Origin of the sequence: Wenzhouxiangella sp. XN79A, assembly GCF_012272825.1 — a bacterium.
Classification (GTDB): domain Bacteria; phylum Pseudomonadota; class Gammaproteobacteria; order Xanthomonadales; family Wenzhouxiangellaceae.
This window is the reverse complement of sequence record NZ_JAAWWS010000139.1, coordinates 1-17,608: the sequence shown is the minus strand read 5'-3', so window position 1 is coordinate 17,608 and position 17,608 is coordinate 1. Positions and strand designations below refer to the sequence as shown.

Sequence of the window (17,608 nt, the reverse complement as noted above, 5' to 3'; positions counted from 1 at the left end):
CCATGAGCGAACGCCCAATGACTTCGCGCTCCGGCGCCATCCGCTTCCACGACGCCGGCATCGTCTATCCCAACGGCGTGGTCGGCATGAAGGACCTCGATCTCGAGATCCAGCCGGGCGAGTTCGTCGTCATCGTCGGCTCGTCGGGCGCCGGCAAGTCGACGCTGCTGCGCGCGATCAACGGCCTGAACACGCTGACCAGCGGTCGGGTCGAGATCAACGGCGAGGCCCTGAACACCGGTTCGACTCGACAGCTGCGCCGGGTCCGCAAGAACATCGGCATGATCTTTCAGGATTTCCGGCTGGTCAAACGCCTGTCGGTGATGTCCAACGTGCTGATCGGTCGGCTGGCCCATGTCCCGGCCTGGCGCTCGATGCTGGGCCTGTGGCCGCGCGAGGACCGTGAGATCGCCGCCGATGCGCTGAAGCGGGTCGGGATCACCGACAAGGCCTGGGTCAAGGCCAGCCAGCTGTCCGGCGGCCAGCAGCAGCGGGTCGGCATCGCCCGGGCGCTGGCCCAGCAGCCGGCCATCATCCTGGCCGACGAGCCGGTCGCGTCGCTCGATCCGGTGACCACCCACCAGATCATGCGCGACCTGGTCCGGATCAACCGCGAGCTGGGCATCACCACCCTGGTCAATCTGCACTTTCTCGACCTGGCCCGCGAGTACGGCGATCGGATCATCGGGCTGCGCTTCGGCGAACTGGTCTATGACGGCTCGGCCAGGACCGTGACCGACGAGGACTTCCGCGACATCTACGGTCGCGACCTGACCGCCGACGACGTGGTCGAGGACGAGGCGGTCGAAGGCGGCGAGGGGGGCGGAGAATGATCCCGGCGCGGCCGTCGCCGAACTGGCCGCTGTGGATCGGCGTGGTCGGGTTCCTGGCCGCGATGACCGTGTGGTCGGCCTACGGCATCGGGTTCTCGGCCAGTGAACTGGCCTGCAACATCGCCGGCGGCACGCGCCTGCTCGAGGAATCCTGGCCGCCCGATTTCGGTTTCCTGCCGCGCCTGGCCGGGCCGATGATGGAAACGGTCTACATCGCGATCATCGGCACGGTGGTCGGCGGCATCCTGGCCATTCCGGTGGCGGTGCTGGCCGCGCGCAACCTGACCCCGAACCGACCGACCTGGTTCGTCGACCGCAACTTCATGAACATCCTGCGCACGCTGCCCGACCTGTTCTGGGCCATGCTGTTCGCGACCGCGGTCGGCTTCGGTCCGGTCGCCGGGGCGCTGGCGCTGACCGTGTTCACGGTGGCGGTGATCTCGAAGCTGTATTCGGAGTCGCTGGAGTCGATCGACATGGGCCTGCCCGAGGCGATCCGCGCCGCCGGCGGCAACTGGCTGCAGATGATCCAGTTCGGCGCGCTGCCGCAGGCCATGCAGCAGTACGTCAGCTACGCCCTCTACGCCTTCGAGCTGAACATCCGCGCCTCGGTGGTGCTCGGCCTGGTCGGGGCCGGCGGCATCGGCATGATCCTCGAGACCCAGCGCGCCAACTTCGAGTACGAGCGGGTGACCATGATCATCCTCGCCGTGCTGGTCGCGGTGCTGATCATCGAGGAGATCAGCGAATCGATCCGGAAGCGACTGACATGACCGCGCCGAAACCGCCCGTGAGTATCGATCCGCTGAAGCGCCCGGGACCGCCGATCGGTTTCGGCACCATGGTGACCTTCGTCATCGGCGTGCTGTTCTTCGGCTCGCTGGCGGCGATCGGGTTCACCCCGGACCGGCTGATCGAAGTCCCGGCCGGCGTGGCCCGGGTGCTTTCGTTCTTCTGGCCGGCCGACATGGCCTACGGCTGGGACCGGGTGCTGCCGGCGATCGTGGAGTCGATCCAGATCGCCTGGATCGGGACCATCATCGCCGCGATCCTGTCGCTGCCGCTGGCCCTGATCGGGTCGCGCGTGCTGTTTCCCCGCCTGGCGCGTGGTGTCAAGCTGATCTCGGCCACGGCCCGCGCGTTTCCCGAGATCCTGCTGGCGATCTACTTCGTGCCGATCGTCGGCCTCGGCGCCTTCGCCGGCGCGCTGGCCATCGGTATTTCGTCGGTGGGCATGCTGACCAAGCTCGGCGCCGAGGTCGTCGACTCGCTGGACTTCGGTACCGTCGAAGCGGTCGAGGCCGCCGGCGGTTCGCGCCTGCTGGCGCTGCGTTGGGCGGTGCTGCCGGCGGTGCTGCCGGAAATCGTCGCGCACTGGTTGTTCCGGTTCGAACTCAACATCCGCGCCTCGGCGGTGCTCGGCGTGGTCGGGGCCGGCGGGGTCGGCGGCGTGCTGCTGAACACCCTGCGCTATCGACACTTCGACAAGGCCGCAGCGGTGCTGATCCTGACCATTCTGGTGGTGCTGCTGATCGACATGCTGTCGGGTGAAATCCGGCGCCGGATCATCCGCAGCTGACCGGCCCGGCCCGGCCTCGACGCGGCCGGGGTAGAATGGCCCCATGTCTTCTACTGCTGAACAGACGCGTCCCGGCGTCCGCCGGGTCACGCGGGCGATGCGCGAGGAGCGGGAAGCGCTGCTGTCGCCGCTGGCGACGCGATCGGTGGAGTCGCGCGGCCGCGAACGCGACGAGCTGCCCGACCCGTTGCGTACCGTGTTCGAAGTCGATCGGGACCGGATCGCTCATTCCAAGGCGTTCCGGCGGCTCAAACACAAGACCCAGGTGTTCATCAATCCCGAGGGGGATCATTTCGTCACCCGGATGAGCCATACCCTGCAGGTCACCCAGATCGCCCGTGCCATCGCCCGTGCACTGGACCTGAACGAGGACCTGACCGAGGCGATCTGCCTCGGCCACGATTGCGGTCACACGCCGTTCGGACACACCGGCGAGGCTGCACTGTCGGAGTACGTCGAGCACGGCGAGTGGTTGCATTCGGAGCAGGGGGTGCGCATCTTCCGCCTCCTCGAGCCGAAGAACCTGAGCTGGGAAGTGCTCGACGGCATCCGGGCCCACACCTGGCGCGTCGATCCGCCGCCGCACACCCCGGAGGGCTGGGTCTGCCGCTTTGCCGACCGCATCGCCTACCTGAATCACGACCTGCTCGACGCTGTCCGGGCCGGCCTGGTCACGCACAAGGACCTGCCCGGCGAGGTCACCGCGGTGCTCGGCGACTTCGTCGATGATTCCTGGATCGGCCGCATGATCGACGCGGTGATCGACGAATCGATCGCTCGCGGCCGGGTGCTGATGCGCGCCGACGTGCTGCAGGCCATGCGGGTCTTCCGCGACTTCATGTTCGAGCGCGTCTACCTGCGCCCCGAATCCCGCGCCCAGGCCGAACGGGCCCGCGTGGTCATCCACCAGCTGGTCGAACACCTGTGCAGCAACCCCGACCAGATTCCCGACAGCTACCGCCGCGACGACGATCCCGTGCAGCTCCAGGCAATCGACTTCGTGGCGGGCATGACCGATCGGTACGCGCTCAACCTGCACGATCGCTGGTTCCGACCCCGCGGACTGGTCTGATGCAGTCGGCCCGGCACAACCGGGTCCTCGTTCGATCCCGGCCGCTCGTCGGTCGTTGCAGGATCGCCATTCCCCTGACCCATCTCCGGAGAGCCAGGTGCATGAACAAAGCACAGACGCCGAACAGCTGATCGCCGACCTCGAAGAGGTCTACGAGACCGACTACGAGGTCGGCCAGGACAATATCGAGCGCTTCGGGCTCGATATGCACAACCCGGTGTTCTTCATCAGCGCGAGCCTGATCGTGCTGTTCGTCGCGCTGTCGTTGCTGTTCCCCGAAGCGGCCAAGGACGGGCTGGAATCGACCAAGGCGTGGATCCAGGTGGTGTTCGACTGGGTGCTGCTGTCGGCCGGCAATGTCTTCGTGCTGTTCTGCATTGCCCTGATCCTGCTGCCGGTCGGCCGCATCCGCATCGGCGGCGACGACGCCGAGCCGGACTTTTCGCTGGTCTCGTGGTTCGCGATGCTGTTTGCTGCCGGCATCGGCATCGGACTGATGTTCTGGGGCGTGGCCGAACCGGCCGCGTACTACACCGACTGGTACGGCACACCGCTGGACATCGAGGGCTACACCGAACAGGCGCGTCCGGCCGCGCTGGGCGCGACGATGTATCACTGGGGCCTGCATCCATGGGCGATCTACGCCGTGGTGGCGCTGGCGCTGGCCTTCTTCAGCTACAACAAGGGCCTGCCGCTGACCATCCGGTCGACCTTCTACCCGCTGCTCGGTGATCGGGTCTGGGGGCCGATCGGCAATGTCATCGACATCCTCGCGGTGCTGGCCACCATCTTCGGGCTTGCCACGTCGCTGGGCTTCGGAGCGCAGCAGGCGGCGGCCGGTATCGGCTTCCTGTTCGACCTCGAAGGCGGGCTGCCGACCCAGTTGGTCATCATCGGCTGCGTGACCGCGCTGGCGCTGATCTCGGTGCTGCGCGGCATCGACGGCGGGGTCAAGCTGCTGTCGAACATCAACATGTCGCTGGCGCTGGTGCTGCTTCTGTTCGTGATCGTTGCCGGTTCGCTGTCGGCATTCGTCGTCAATTACGGCCAGACCCTGAGCGGCTATTTCCAGTCCATCCTGCCGCTGAGCAACCCGGTCGGCCGCACCGACGACACGTTCTATCACGAGTGGACGATTTTCTACTGGGCCTGGTGGATTTCCTGGTCGCCGTTCGTCGGCATGTTCATTGCCCGCGTCTCGCGCGGCCGGACCGTTCGCCAGTTCCTGACCGCCGTGCTGGTCGTTCCGACGCTGGTCACGACCGTCTGGATGGCCGCGTTCGGAGGCAGCGGGCTGGACCAGATCGAACAGGGCATCGGCCAGCTGGCCGACGGCATCGGCGACGAAGCCCTGGTGCTGTTCCAGATGCTCGACAACCTGCCGCTGGCCTCGCTGACCTCGCTGCTCGGAATCTGCCTGGTGCTGGTGTTCTTCGTCACCTCATCGGATTCCGGCTCGCTGGTCATCGATTCCATTACGTCCGGCGGCAAGACCGACGCACCGGTGACCCAGCGCGTGTTCTGGGCGATCATGCAGGGCGTGATCGCCGCCGTGCTGCTTTCGATCGGCGGGACCGCCGCGCTCGATGCGCTGCAGGCCGGCGCGGTCAGCACCGGGCTTCCGTTCACCTTCGTGCTGCTGGCGATGTGCGTGAGTCTCGCGCTCGGGCTCTGGCACGAACACCAGCTCAACCAGGCCATCGAGGCCGTCGAGGTCTGAGTCGAGGAGGGAGGAAAGCGACATGTTCGAACGAATCATGGTGCCGGTGGCGCTCGACCACGCCGACCGGATGGAACGCACACTCGACGCCGCCGCCGACCTGGCGCGACAGTACGAGGCCCCCGTGACCTACGTGGCCGTGTCCGGCAAGGTGCCGAACGCCGTGGCCCGCACACCGGAAAAATTCGCCGCCGAGCTCGACATGTTCGCGCGCGAGCAGGGCAGCCGCGCCGGCATCACCACCGAGGCGCTGACCCTGACCAGTAACGACCCGGGTGCGGAACTCGAGAAGCGCCTGCTCGAGGGCATCGAGAAGACCGGCGCCGATCTCGTCGTCATGGGCTCGCATCCGCCGGGCGTGGCCGACGCGCTGCACCTGATCGGCTCGCACGCCGCCTGGCTGGTCCGACACAGCGACGTGTCGGTGTTCGTGGTTCGCTGAGACGGCTTGCCAGCCGATTTTCCCGCGGCGATAATGGGGGCCGAAGCGGGCGTCGTATAATGGTGATTACCCGAGCTTCCCAAGCTCGTGATGACGGTTCGATTCCGTTCGCCCGCTCCATTTCCTCTTTTTCGATGGTTCAAAGGGCTTCCTGATCAGGCACGTTTCTCAGCCGGTAGTACAGCCTTCCGGAGGCGTGCAGGAAACTCGAGAACAGCAAGCCAGGACCCTTCGAAAGCGCTTTTTGCCCGGGTTCGACTGTTGGAGGGCGCCTGCGCGCGAAGGGTGGCCGCTTCCGAAGTCGTTCGCGCGCAAGCGCCCTCCAACAGGCGGTCTTTCTGCCAGTCCGGCGTCGGGCTGGAATCTCGCTTGTGATGGAAGCCCGTCCTTCGAATCCGATCGGATGATCCAACGGCTTGCCTGTATCGCCTGCCGCGACGCTCCGATGTCGGGACGCTACCCGACCGTGGCCGAGGTTCATGCGTAATCAGGAAGGGCTTTCGCCGCCTGCTTCGCCAGCTGATGCGCGTGTCTCTTGTGGCGACGATCGTCATGACCAGCACAAGCAAGAGCGCTTTTCCCGCAATGGCGCCCGAGCTTCGCTCGGGTTCCCTGCGATGCTCGGTGCGAGTGGGGTCCGCTGAACTCGCTTCGTTCGCTTGCGCTCGCTACGCTCAGACATGCAGCGGCGGATTGTGATGGCAATCGTTCCACTCGTCCCTGCGCTTTTCGGTACCCTCGAGACAGATTCAACCCATCGCCACGGAAAGGCGGGCGCCATCGCTGGCCTGTTGGAGGCCGCTTGCGGGCGAAGGGTGGCCCCGGCAGAACCCGTTCGCGCGCAAGCGCCCTCCAACAGGTGGAACGGAGTGCGGGTCGGCGTTTGACGTGCCCCGCCGTCAGCGCCGCCGAGAAGCGCAGGGGCGAGCGCGCTTGTCATGACAATCGGGCCGGAAGGTGTCCGAGCGAAGCGCCGAAGGCGCGCAGCGAGTTCTTCTGGCCCCGCTCGCACCGAGCATTCCAGGGCACCCGGCCGCAGGCCGGGCGGCGATGTTCGCGCAGCCATTCCGGGTACTTTCGGGGCCTCAGAAGTACCTCGCATCAGCTGGCGCAGCCAGCCGCGAAACGCCTTTGACGTCAAGAACGCAAGCGAAAACCCCGGGTGCGCTTTGCTGACCCGGGCGACAGGAACTGCACTTTCGTGTACTTCCTGTCGCCACGAACCACCTCGCGATCAGCCCGTGAAGCAGGCGGGCAAAACGCTATTCGATTTCTGTGTTGAGGTCTGACTCGGGCCAGGCAAGCCCAGTCGCAAGGGACTCGGCAAGACACAGGCAGAACGCCGGACCGACTTTCAATGCTCGAACGTGATCCCCTCGGCGAACGCCAGCACCGAATCGGCCAATGCCTGCAGGTCGTAGCCGCCCTCCAGCGATGCCGCCAGCGCACCACCGCAGTGCGTTCGTGCCAGCCCGAGCAGCTGGTGACCGATCCAGAAATAGTCTTCGTCTTTCAGGTCCAGCTGGGCCAGCGGGTCGCGCCAGTGGGCATCGAAACCGGCCGAGACGAGGATCAGGTGCGGTGCGAAGCGGTCCAGGGCGGGGAGCAGGTCGGCCTGCCAGGCGTCGCGGAACTGGTTGCTGCCCGATCCGGGGGGCAGAGCGGCGTTGTGGACGTTTCGGGCCACGGTCTCGGCCGGATCGCCGGTGCCCGGGTACAGCGGCAGCTGGTGGCTGGACAGGAACAGCACATCGTCCCGCCCGGCGAAGATCGCCTCGGTGCCGTTGCCGTGGTGGACGTCGAAATCGACCACCGCCACGCGCTCGACGCCGGGCCGGGCCAGCGCGGCGTCGGCGGCCAGGGCAATGCTGTTGTAGACGCAGAAGCCCATCGCGCGACCGGCCTCGGCGTGGTGGCCGGGAGGGCGCACGGCGGCGAAGCTGCTGCGGCGCTCGGCGAGGGCGGCCTCGGCAGCCTGGCAGGCTGCACCGGCGGCGCGACGGATGGCGTCGAAGCTGCCGGGGCCGACGTGCGTGTCGGGATCCAGCGCGAAGGCGCGATTCTCGCTGTAGATGCGCCGCTCCAGCGCATCGAGTTCGGCCAGGTAGGGCGCGGTGTGGACGCGGGCCAGGCGCTCGCCGCCGATCGGTTCGGCATCGCGCAGGTCGAGCGCGTCGAGCTGGCCGAGGCCGTCCAGTGCGGCCTGCAGGCGGGCCGGCTGCTCGGCGTGGCCGGGCAGCGGGTCGTGGCCGGCGCAGGCCGGATGGGTGAACACGATCAGTGGCGCCGGATCGACGGAGGTGCGAGCCATGCCGGATTCCTCAGCGGTCGCGGTCGTGGTCCCAGAGGATCTCGCCGGTGCCGGTGGCACGGGCAACGCTCCGGGCCAGCACGAACAACAGGTCCGACAAGCGGTTGAGGTAGCGCAGCAGCGTGTCGCTGACCGCTTCGTGGCGGGCCAGCGCGATGACCCGGCGCTCGGCGCGTCGGCAGATGGTGCGGGCCAGGTGGGCCTGCGCCGCGGCCAGGTTGCCGCCGGGCAGGATGAAGTCCTTCAGCGGCGGCAGGTCGGCGTTGATCCGGTCGAGCTCGTTTTCCAGCCGCTCGATGTGGCGGTCGCCGATCAGCGTGGTATCCGGGATGCACAATTCGCCGCCGATGTCGAACAGGTCGTGCTGTACGTCGAGCAGCATCGAACTGAGCGAACCATCGTCGGTTGCGCCGGGCAATGCGGCGATGACCACGCCGATGGCGCTGTTGAGCTCGTCGACGGTGCCATAGGCCTCGACGCGAAGGCTGTCCTTCTGCGTGCGGGTGCCGTCGCCGAGGCCGGTCGTGCCGTCGTCGCCGGTGCGGGTGTAGATCTTGGAAAGGCGATGGCCCATCGGCGCACTCCGGAGTCGGGAAGGAAATCGGAGCGCCATTCTAATGGACCCCGGCGCTCTTTCCGTGATATTCGGCGAGTCGGGCAGCAGCGGGCCGGGTGTCGGCGGTCGGGATCGCGGGTCGCCGCCGGACGATCGGTTACCCTCTGGGGTTGACGCACACCGCGAGACCCGCCATGACGATCCAGTCTTCGTATCCGTACTATCTGGCCAACCGGGCCGTGGACGCGAACCGCGACCTGGAGGTGATCGACAAACACACCGGCGAGGTCGCCACCCGCGTGGCGCTTGCCGACGACGCGGTCGTCGATCGAGCGATCGCGGCGGCCGTCGAGGCGACGCCGGCGATGGCAAGGCTGCCGGCCCATCGCCGGCGCGACGTCCTGAACGGCTGCGCCGATCGATTCGTCGAGCGCTTCGACGAACTGGCCGAGATCCTCCTCGTCGAGGGCGGCAAGGTCATCAAGGACGCGCGCGGCGAGGTCCAGCGCCTGATCGACACCTTCCGGATCGCCGCCGAGGAAGCGACCCGGATCGGCGGGGAGGTGCTGCCGATGGACATCGCCGAGCGATCCGAGGGCGTCCTCGGATTCTGGAAACGGGTCCCGATCGGCCCGGTGTCGTTCATCACGCCGTTCAATTTCCCGTACAACCTGGTTGCGCACAAGATCGCCCCGGCGATCGCCGCCGGTTGCCCGTTCATCCTGAAGCCGGCCGAAAAGACGCCGATCGGTGCGCTGGTGCTCGGCGAGATCCTGGCCGAGTTCGACCTGCCCGAGGGCGCCTTCTCGATCCTGCCGGTGCCGCGCGAGGACGCGGCCCGGTTCACCGAGGACGAGCGCCTGAAGCTGATGAGCTTCACCGGTTCCGACAAGGTCGGCTGGATGCTCAAGGGCAAGGCCGGCAAGAAACCGGTGGTCATGGAACTCGGCGGCAACGCCGCCTGCCTGGTCGACGCCGACGCCGATCTCGACGACGCCGTCGAACGCCTGGTCTTCGGCGGCTTCTACCAGGCGGGCCAGAGCTGCATTTCGGTTCAGCGAGTGCTGGTCCACGACGCGATCTACGACGCGCTGACCGAACGTCTCGTCGAGCAGGTCGGCGCCTTGCGCGGCGGCGACCCGCGCGATCCCGAGACCTTCGTCGGTCCGCTGATCAGCGAGGACGATGCAAAGCGCGTGGTCCAGTGGATCGAGGAAGCCGAGGCGGCCGGCGCGCGACGGCTGGTCGGCGGCGAGCGCGACGGGGCGGTGGTGCGCCCGGCGCTGCTCGACCGCGTGCCGGATGACTGCAAGCTGTTTTCCGAGGAAGTGTTCGGTCCGGCGATGATTCTCGAGCGATTCGATGACTTCGACGCTGCGCTGGACCGCATCAACCGATCGCGCTACGGCCTGCAGGCCGGGCTGTTCATCCGCGATATCGGCAAGATCCGGCGTGCCTGGGACCGGCTCGAGGTCGGCGGCGTGATCATCAACGACGTTCCCAGTTTCCGTGTCGACCACATGCCCTACGGCGGTGTCAAGGATTCCGGCCTGGGCCGCGAGGGCATCAAGTTCGCGATCGAGGACATGACCGAGATCCGCTTGCTGGCGATCCGGGAGGCGTGAGTCGACCGGGGTCCGATCGCGACGGGTTCGGTCGGTCGATTCACGAGAGACCCCGGCGGAATGCCCCTCGAGGTCGAGGCGTCGTTCCATCCGCGTCGGGCGGGGTACATCGCTCGACGAGCCCGGGCCGTGCGGTCCGGCGAAACGGGCCGCGATCCGACGTTTGATCGGAATCAATCGACCGAGCTGGCCGATGCGGCATAACCCGTCCTGCGCCGTGTCGTGTTCGATCAACGGCCTTGTTCTTCAGGCGGGGTTCCCCGCGTTCGTCCGTCCCGGAATCGGCTTGCCCGGCGGCCGGAGCAGGACGTGATCGGTCCGAAGCCGGTCACGCAAATGTGAATCATTCTCGTTATACTGGGGTTTCCCCGAACCGGAGTTGTTCCAGATGAATCTCGTTACCCGATGGCTCCCGATGCTGCTGGCGGTCGTGCTGCTGGCCGCGTGTTCCAACGACGAATCCGCCGCCCCGTCCGGGGACGATGTCGAACCTGCGGCACCGGCCGGATCCGATGCTGCGCCGGCCGAGGACGGCTCGACCGCCCCGACGTCGCCGGAGCGGTTGGTGGTCTACACCTCGCGCCAGCCGCACCTGGTCGAACCGCTGTTCGACGACTTCACCGAAGAGACCGGGATCGCGATCGACTACATCAGCGACTCCGAGGCTGCGCTGATCGAGCGCCTGGCCGCCGAAGGCGACCGGACCCCGGCCAGCGTCCTGATCACGGTCGATGCCGGCAACCTGTGGCAGGCGGCCGAGCGCGGCCTGCTGCAGCCGATCGACTCCGACGTGCTGGACGAACGCATCCCGGCGGAACTGCGCGATCCGGACGATCAGTGGTTCGGCCTGTCGATCCGCGCCCGGACGCTGGTCTATCACCCCGACCGCGTCGACCCCGCCGACCTGTCGACCTACCAGGCCCTGACCGCGCCGGAGTGGGCCGGACGGCTGTGCCTGCGCACTTCGCGCAAGGTCTACAACCAGTCGCTGGTCGCGATGATGATCGAGCGGCTCGGCGAGGAGCGAACCGAACAGATCGTGGCCGGCTGGCTCGAGAACCTGGCCACCGAACCGTTCTCGTCCGACACGCGCCTGATCGAGGCCGTTGCGGCCGGTCAGTGCGATGTCGGCCTGGTCAACACCTACTACCTCGGCCGCCTGCAGAAGGACGACCCGGACTATCCGGTCGAGCTGTTCTGGGCCAACCAGGACACCAGCGGCGTGCACGTCAACATTTCCGGTGCCGGCCTGACCACGCATGCCCCGGAACCGGCCGCCGGCCGGCAGCTGATCGAGTGGATGACCGGGCTGGACGCCCAGCAGTTCATCGCCGCCAGCAACATGGAATACCCGGTCGTCGACGACGTGCCGCTGGATCCGACCGTGGCCGCCTGGGGCGAGTTCGAGGCCGACTCGATCAACCTGCGCGTGGCCGGTCAGCGCCAGGCCGAGGCCGTGCGTCTGATGGATCGCGCCGGCTGGCGCTGAGTCCGGATCCACGGACTTGAGCGACGCTCGAACCGGCATGGCACCGGCGGGTCTCCCGCCGGTGACCACCCCGCACGCTCGGGTCCGCAGACTGCCGGCCCGGGCCTGGCTCCTTGCGCCGCTGCTGGTGCTGGTCGGCCTGCCGCTGCTGATGCTGGTGTTCAGCTGGGCGTCGATCGATGGCGACATCTGGCGCCACCTCGGCACCTATCTGCTGCCTCGTCTGATCGGCCACAGTCTGCTGCTGATGGTCGTGGTCGGGGCCGGCGCGCTGGTGCTCGGCGTCGGTCTCGCCTGGCTGTCGGCCTGCTGCGAGTATCCGGGGCGACGCTGGCTGGATCCGCTGTTGATCCTGCCGCTGGCGTTTCCGACCTACGTACTGGCCTTCATCTACCTGGGGCTGCTCGATTTCGCCGGACCGCTGCAGACCCAGCTGCGCGAACTGGTCGGGGCGACCCCGGCCTGGATCGCAGCGCTGTCGAAGCCGGTCGGGGTGCTGCCGATCCTGGTCCTGGCGTTCTATCCGTATGTCTACCTGCTGGCTCGCGCGTCGTTCAGCGCCGGCGGGCTGGTGGCGTTCGAGGCCGGCCGCAGCCTCGGCGCCGGGCCGCTGAGGGTGTTTCTCCGGGTCAGCCTGCCGGCGGCCCGGCCGGCAATCATGGCAGGCCTGGCGCTGGCGCTGATGGAGACGCTGGCGGACTTCGGTGCGGTGGCCATCTACGGTTTCGATACCTTCACCACCGCGGTCTACCGGACCTGGCTCGGTCTGTTCGACCTGCGCGCGGCGACCCAACTGGCGTCGCTGCTGATGCTGTTCCTGCTGGCGCTGGTGTTCGCCGAACGGGCCACCCGCTCGGCCCGCGTGCGTCAGGCCGAGCGGCGCAGCGTGCCCAATCGCATCGTGCTGCGCGGGGCCCGCGGCTGGTTGGCCACCGGCGCCCAGCTGCTGGTGCTGATCGTCGCCGTCGTGATTCCGCTGATCCAGCTGCTGGTCTGGTCGCTGCCGTCGCTGGGCCAGCTGTGGAGCACCGATGCCCTGGAGTTGATCGGCAACACCATGCTGCTCGGCACCCTGGGTGCCGCGGGCGTGGTCGTCGGCGGTCTGTTGCTGCTGCTGGCCGGCTACCGCGCGCCGCGTCGCGTGGCGTTGGCCAGCGAGCTGGCGGCCAGCGGCTACGCGATTCCGGGCACCGTGCTCGCCGTGGCCATCATGCTGGCCCTGACCAGCCTGGACCGGGTTCTCGATACCGCCCTGGCCGGTGGCCTGATGGCGCTGCTGCTGGCCTACCTGATCCGTTTCGTGCGGGTGGCCTGGGGGCCGCTGGAAGGCGTCGCGGCGCGGATCCGTCCCGAACTGTTCGAGACGGCCCGCAGCCTCGGTGCAAGTCGCTGGACGCGCCTGTGGCACGTGATGCTGCCGCTGCTTCGCCCGGGGCTGGTCACGGCCTTCCTGCTGGCGCTGGTCGAGATCGCCAAGGAGATGCCGGCGACGCTGATGCTGCGGCCGTTCGGCTGGGACACGCTGGCCATCCGGATCTACGAACTGACCGCCGAAGGGCAGTGGGAGCGGGCCGCCTTGCCGGCCCTGGTGCTGGTCGTGCTCGGCGCGATCCCGGCGGTCCTGCTGATGCGGCGGCTCGGCGGGGCCGCCGGCGCCCGGCCCGGCTGATGAGGCCTCGGCGCGAGCGCGTCCGGCGACGACCCGAGGAGGAAGCATCGGGGCCGGGCCGGGTACACTAGCCAGCTGAGTGGCACACGGTCTTCCACATGGCCCATGAGCCGGCGCTCCCCCGAACCGAACCCGCGAGAATCCGATGACCCGAAAAACGCCCCTGTTCGATGCCCACGAGGCGGCCGGCGGCCGCATGGTCGAATTCGCCGGCTGGACGCTACCGATCCGCTACGGCTCGCTGGTCGAGGAGCACCGCGCGGTGCGCGAGAAGGCCGGCGTGTTCGATGTTTCGCACATGACCGTGGTCGACGTCCGTGGTTCCGGTGCGCGCAGCGCGCTGCGCCGCCTGCTGGCCAATGACGTCGACAGGATCCGCGAGGACGGCCAGGCCATCTACGGCTGCATGCTCGACGACGAGGGCGGCATTCTCGACGACCTGATCACCTACCGGATCGAGGACGGCTTCTACCGCTTGATCGTCAATGCCGCCACCCGCGAGGCCGACCTGGCCTGGATGCGCGAACGGCTGGCCGACGACGACCTGGCGCTTACCGAGCGCGACGACCTGGCGATGCTCGCGGTGCAGGGCCCGCTGGCGCGTGCGGCCGTCGCCGAGTGCATGAACGCACCGGTCCTGGAGTCCCTCAAGCCGTTCCGCGCCGTGGTTCACGGCGACCTGTTCATCGCGCGGACCGGTTACACCGGCGAGGACGGCTGCGAAATCGTGTTGCCGAACGGCCTGGCCGCCGACGCGTTTGCGGCGCTGCTCGACGCCGGTGTCGTGCCCTGCGGCCTCGGCGCGCGCGACTCGCTGCGCCTGGAGGCCGGCCTGAACCTCTACGGCCAGGACATGGACACCACCACCACGCCGCTGGAGTCCAACCTGGCCTGGACCGTGGCGTTCGAGCCGGCCGACCGCGACTTCATCGGCCGGGCCGCGCTGGAGGCCCAGCGGGAAGCCGGTGTACCGCGCCGCCTGGTCGGCCTGGTGCTCGGTGCCGGAGGCATTCCGCGCGCCGGCGCCCGGGTGCTGACGGCCGACGGCGAGGGCGTGGTGACCAGCGGCGGCTTCGGGCCCACCGTCGAGCGGCCGATCGCGATGGCGCGGATCCCGGCCGGCACGGCGACCGCCGTCGAGGTCGAGCTCAGGGGCAGGCGCCTGCCGGCGCGCGTGGTCAAGCTGCCGTTCGTGCGGGGCGGGAAGATACTCGACGGTGTCCTCGACGACTGAGAACGAATTCGGCAACTCGGTGCCGCGGCGATGACAGCACCGGTGCGGTGCGGCTAGAATCGCCCCAGACAGAGCGGCGCGAGCGATCGCGTCGGGCCCCCACATTCGAATCGAGGTCATCGAGATGAGCGAGATCCCGTCGGAACTCAAGTACGCCGATAGTCATGAATGGGCCGAAGCGCTGGACGATGGCCTGGTCCGCGTCGGCATCAGCGACCACGCTCAGGAACAGCTCGGCGACCTGGTGTTCGTCGAGCTGCCCGAAGAAGGCGCAACGGTCACGCGCGGCGAAGCCTGCGCGGTAGTCGAGTCGGTCAAGGCCGCCTCGGACATCTATGCGCCGATCTCGGGCGAAGTGGTCGCGATCAACGACCAGCTCGACGACTCGCCGGAAACCGTCAACAGCGACCCCTACGGCGACGGCTGGCTGTTCAGCGTCAAGCCCGATGACGCCAGCGAGCTCGACGAGCTGATGGACGCCGAAGCCTACGGCGAACACCTCGAGAACAGCTGATCCCTGCGCTCAGCGCGCGGGCAGCGCGCGCGCCCGCTTGACCACGCCGTAGGCGAAGCTGGTATCGATCGACGCGATCCCCGGGATCGCGTGGATCACGTCGCGCACGAAACGCTCGTAGCCGGCCAGGCTGTCGGCGACCACCCGCATCAGGTAGTCGCGCTGACCGGTCATCAGGAAGCAATCCATGATCTCGTCGATGGCCCGCACCCGCCGCTCGAATTCGGCGACCGTTGCGGTGTCGTGGCGAGCGAGCGTGATCCGGACGAACACGGTCAGCGGATAGCCGTAGGCTTCCGGATCGACGATCGCGGTGTAGCCGCGGATGATGCCGCGCTCCTCCAGCTGCCGCACCCGGCGCAGGCACGGCGACGGCGACAGGTTCACGCGCTGGGCCAGGTCCTGGTTGCTGAGTCGGCCGTCCTGTTGCAGTTGATGCAGAATCTGGAAATCCTTCTTGTCCATATGGCGTTGATCCTGGCAGAAGATGCCAATTTCCATCTTACCCGAAGCAGAATAGGCAAGCACCTGCCGCAAGGGCGGTCGTAGTCTGGCGTCATCGCCATCGCGATTCCTTATCGACATGCGCAGGAGCCCACCGATGCACGCCAACGACCGCCGCCCGCCGAAGCCCGGTTTTGCCACCCGCGCGATCCACGCCGGTACCGACGGATCGCCCGACGACCCGCACGGCGCGCTGACCCCGCCGGTCCACATGACCTCGACCTTCGTCTTCGACCGCGTCGCCGAGGGCGCGGCGCGGTTCGCCGGCGAGCAGCCCGGCCACGTCTACTCGCGCATTTCCAACCCGACCGTGGACCTGCTGGAGCGCCGCCTGGCGTCGCTGGAGGGTGGAACAGCCGCACTGGCCACTGCCTCGGGCATGGGTGCGATCACCTCGCTGCTGTGGACACTGCTGTCGCCCGGCGACGAAATCCTGGCCGACGAGGCGCTCTATGGCTGCACCTTCGCGTTCCTGCACCACGGCCTGGCCCGGTTCGGCGTGCACATCCGGCACGCTGATTTCTCCGAACCCCAACGAGTCGCCGATGCGATCGGACCTGCGACCCGGGTGGTCTACTTCGAAACCCCGGCCAACCCGACCATGCGCCTGGTCGACATCGAAGCGGTGGCCGGCGCGGCCCACGCGCGTGGTGCGGCGGTGGTGGTCGACAACACCTATGCCACCCCGGTGCTGACCCGTCCGTTGGAGCACGGTGCCGACTTCGTCGTCCATTCGGCGACCAAGTATCTCGGGGGTCACGGCGACCTCGTTGCCGGGGCGGTGATCGGGCCCGAGGAGGGCATTCATCGTGTTCGCATGGAAGGACTGAAGGATCTCACCGGTGCGGTCATGGCGCCGCTGACCGCCCACCTGGTCATGCGCGGTCTGAAGACCCTGGAACTCCGCATGGAGCGCCACTGTCGCTCGGCCGCGTCGATCGCCGCCTGGCTGGAGCGCCAGCCAGGCGTTGCGAGCGTCCACTATCCCGGCCTGCCGAGCTTCCCGCAGCGCGCCCTGGCGGCCCGCCAGATGCACGACTTCGGCGGCATGATCGCGTTCGAGCTCGACGGTGGGCTCGAGGCGGGCGTGCGGTTCATGGACTCGCTGGGCCTGATCCGACGCGCAGTCTCGCTGGGCGATGCCGAGTCCTTGATCCAGCATCCGGCCAGCATGACCCATTCGACGATGACGCCCGAGGAGCGAGCCCGACACGGCATAGCCGAGGGCCTGATCCGGCTGTCGGTGGGGTTGGAGACCGTCGAGGACCTGGTGGGCGACCTCGAGCGCGCGCTGCGGCTGGCTCACATTCGAGTGGCCTGATTCGATCGCCATTGCCATTGGCACTCCTTTCCGGGAATTGCTTTCTGCGGGAATCATTGGAGCCGGGCCCGGCTGTTTATGCCGGGGTTCTGGCTACAGGCGTTTCGCCACGCGGGCTTGGCCTGCGTTCTGGTGACCTGCTTTTGTCAGTCGCGACAGAAGCAGGCAAAAGCGCTCTTCAACGGCGGCGGAACGGGCCGTGGCTTTCGGGCAGTGACGGTGGACCGGTGGTCGGACCGCGCCCTGGCTCGCTCCGGCTGCGGTTTACAGTGGCCCCGGATGCATCCGCGAAGCCAGGGGCAGGCCGAGCCGTCGCTGGTCGGCCACAGGCTTCGGCTGAGAGGTGGTTTGCTTTCTTCGCGTCTTGCCGGAGCCCTGTCTGGCGGCTCTGCCGGGGTTCTGGCTACAGGCGTTTCGCCACGCGGACTTCGTCCGCTTTCTGGCGACCTGTTTTTGTCAATCGCGACAAAAGTAGGCAAAAGCGCTCTTCAAAGGCGGCGGAACGGGCAGTGGCTTCCGGATTGCGTCGGTGGGCCGATGGTCGGACCGCGCCCTGGCTCACTCCGGCTGCGGGTTACAGTGGCCCCGGATGCATCCTCGAAGCCAGGGCCAGGCCGAGCCGTCGCTGGTCGGCCACAGGCTTCGGCTGAGAGGTGGTTTGCTTTCTTCGCGTATTGCTGGAGCCGCGTCCGGCGGCTGTGCCGGGGTTCTGGCTACAAGCGTTTCGCCACGCGCTTCG

General features: G+C 67.9%; 15 protein-coding genes and 1 tRNA gene. 13 read left to right on the top strand and 3 right to left on the bottom strand.

Features of this window, described 5'->3' with window-relative positions; all coding sequences use genetic code 11:
- Positions 1-17 precede the first annotated feature (17 nt).
- From phnC to HFP89_RS05310, 7 genes are all read left to right on the top strand, one after another.
- Positions 18-833 carry a phosphonate ABC transporter ATP-binding protein gene (gene phnC, locus HFP89_RS05340; protein WP_168716650.1) on the top strand — a complete coding sequence of 272 codons (816 nt, stop codon included), beginning with the start codon at positions 18-20 and terminating at the stop codon, positions 831-833.
- Positions 830-1,606 carry a phosphonate ABC transporter, permease protein PhnE gene (phnE, locus tag HFP89_RS05335; protein ID WP_168716610.1) on the top strand — a complete coding sequence of 259 codons (777 nt, stop codon included), beginning with the start codon at positions 830-832 and terminating at the stop codon, positions 1,604-1,606. Before phnC ends, phnE (HFP89_RS05335) begins: the two co-directional genes overlap by 4 nt.
- On the top strand, positions 1,603-2,412 hold the full coding sequence (gene phnE, locus HFP89_RS05330; RefSeq protein ID WP_168716609.1) for a phosphonate ABC transporter, permease protein PhnE: 810 nt from the start codon (positions 1,603-1,605) through the stop codon (positions 2,410-2,412). Before phnE (HFP89_RS05335) ends, phnE (HFP89_RS05330) begins: the two co-directional genes overlap by 4 nt.
- 43 nt (positions 2,413-2,455) lie before the next feature.
- Positions 2,456-3,484 (top strand): HD domain-containing protein, encoded by a 1,029-nt coding sequence (locus tag HFP89_RS05325; RefSeq protein WP_206212232.1) that lies wholly within the window; start codon positions 2,456-2,458, stop codon positions 3,482-3,484.
- Between the two features lie 97 nt (positions 3,485-3,581).
- A complete protein-coding gene (locus HFP89_RS05320; protein ID WP_346775192.1) occupies positions 3,582-5,204 on the top strand; it encodes a BCCT family transporter in 1,623 nt (540 codons plus the stop codon).
- 22 nt (positions 5,205-5,226) lie between these two features.
- The gene (locus HFP89_RS05315) at positions 5,227-5,646 is read left to right on the top strand and encodes a universal stress protein (RefSeq protein WP_168716608.1); all 420 of its coding nucleotides are present in this window, start codon (positions 5,227-5,229) and stop codon (positions 5,644-5,646) included.
- Between the two features lie 45 nt (positions 5,647-5,691).
- A tRNA-Gly gene (locus HFP89_RS05310) sits at positions 5,692-5,766 on the top strand.
- Positions 5,767-7,000: 1,234 nt separating this feature from the next.
- Here HFP89_RS05310 and HFP89_RS05305 read toward each other — a convergent pair.
- Positions 7,001-7,957: a histone deacetylase family protein gene (locus HFP89_RS05305; protein WP_168716607.1), complete on the bottom strand. Its 957-nt coding sequence runs from the start codon at positions 7,955-7,957 to the stop codon at positions 7,001-7,003.
- A 10-nt stretch (positions 7,958-7,967) separates the two neighbouring features.
- On the bottom strand, positions 7,968-8,531 hold the full coding sequence (locus HFP89_RS05300) for a cob(I)yrinic acid a,c-diamide adenosyltransferase (RefSeq protein WP_168716606.1): 564 nt from the start codon (positions 8,529-8,531) through the stop codon (positions 7,968-7,970).
- A 176-nt stretch (positions 8,532-8,707) separates the two neighbouring features.
- Here HFP89_RS05300 and HFP89_RS05295 point away from each other — a divergent pair, with 176 nt between their 5' ends.
- The 5 genes from HFP89_RS05295 (at position 8,708) to gcvH (ending at position 15,044) form a co-directional block, all read left to right on the top strand.
- Positions 8,708-10,138, top strand: coding sequence for an aldehyde dehydrogenase family protein (locus HFP89_RS05295; RefSeq protein WP_168716605.1), 1,431 nt, complete (start codon positions 8,708-8,710; stop codon positions 10,136-10,138).
- 388 nt (positions 10,139-10,526) lie between these two features.
- Entirely contained in the window at positions 10,527-11,627 is a 1,101-nt protein-coding gene (locus HFP89_RS05290; RefSeq protein ID WP_240956083.1) for a Fe(3+) ABC transporter substrate-binding protein, read from the top strand.
- Between the two features lie 16 nt (positions 11,628-11,643).
- Positions 11,644-13,296: an iron ABC transporter permease gene (locus HFP89_RS05285; RefSeq protein WP_240956080.1), complete on the top strand. Its 1,653-nt coding sequence runs from the start codon at positions 11,644-11,646 to the stop codon at positions 13,294-13,296.
- 145 nt (positions 13,297-13,441) lie between these two features.
- The gene (gene gcvT, locus HFP89_RS05280) at positions 13,442-14,530 is read left to right on the top strand and encodes a glycine cleavage system aminomethyltransferase GcvT (protein ID WP_168716604.1); all 1,089 of its coding nucleotides are present in this window, start codon (positions 13,442-13,444) and stop codon (positions 14,528-14,530) included.
- A gap of 124 nt (positions 14,531-14,654) precedes the next feature.
- The gene (gene gcvH, locus HFP89_RS05275) at positions 14,655-15,044 is read left to right on the top strand and encodes a glycine cleavage system protein GcvH (protein ID WP_168716603.1); all 390 of its coding nucleotides are present in this window, start codon (positions 14,655-14,657) and stop codon (positions 15,042-15,044) included.
- 9 nt (positions 15,045-15,053) lie between these two features.
- On the opposite strand, the gene HFP89_RS05270 is transcribed toward gcvH, so the two are convergent.
- Positions 15,054-15,509, bottom strand: a complete 456-nt coding sequence (locus tag HFP89_RS05270; protein ID WP_168716602.1) for an Lrp/AsnC family transcriptional regulator — start codon at positions 15,507-15,509, stop codon at positions 15,054-15,056.
- A gap of 136 nt (positions 15,510-15,645) precedes the next feature.
- On the opposite strand from HFP89_RS05270, the gene HFP89_RS05265 reads away from it, so the two are divergent.
- The gene (locus tag HFP89_RS05265; protein WP_168716601.1) at positions 15,646-16,869 is read left to right on the top strand and encodes a methionine gamma-lyase; all 1,224 of its coding nucleotides are present in this window, start codon (positions 15,646-15,648) and stop codon (positions 16,867-16,869) included.
- Positions 16,870-17,608: the final 739 nt, after the last annotated feature.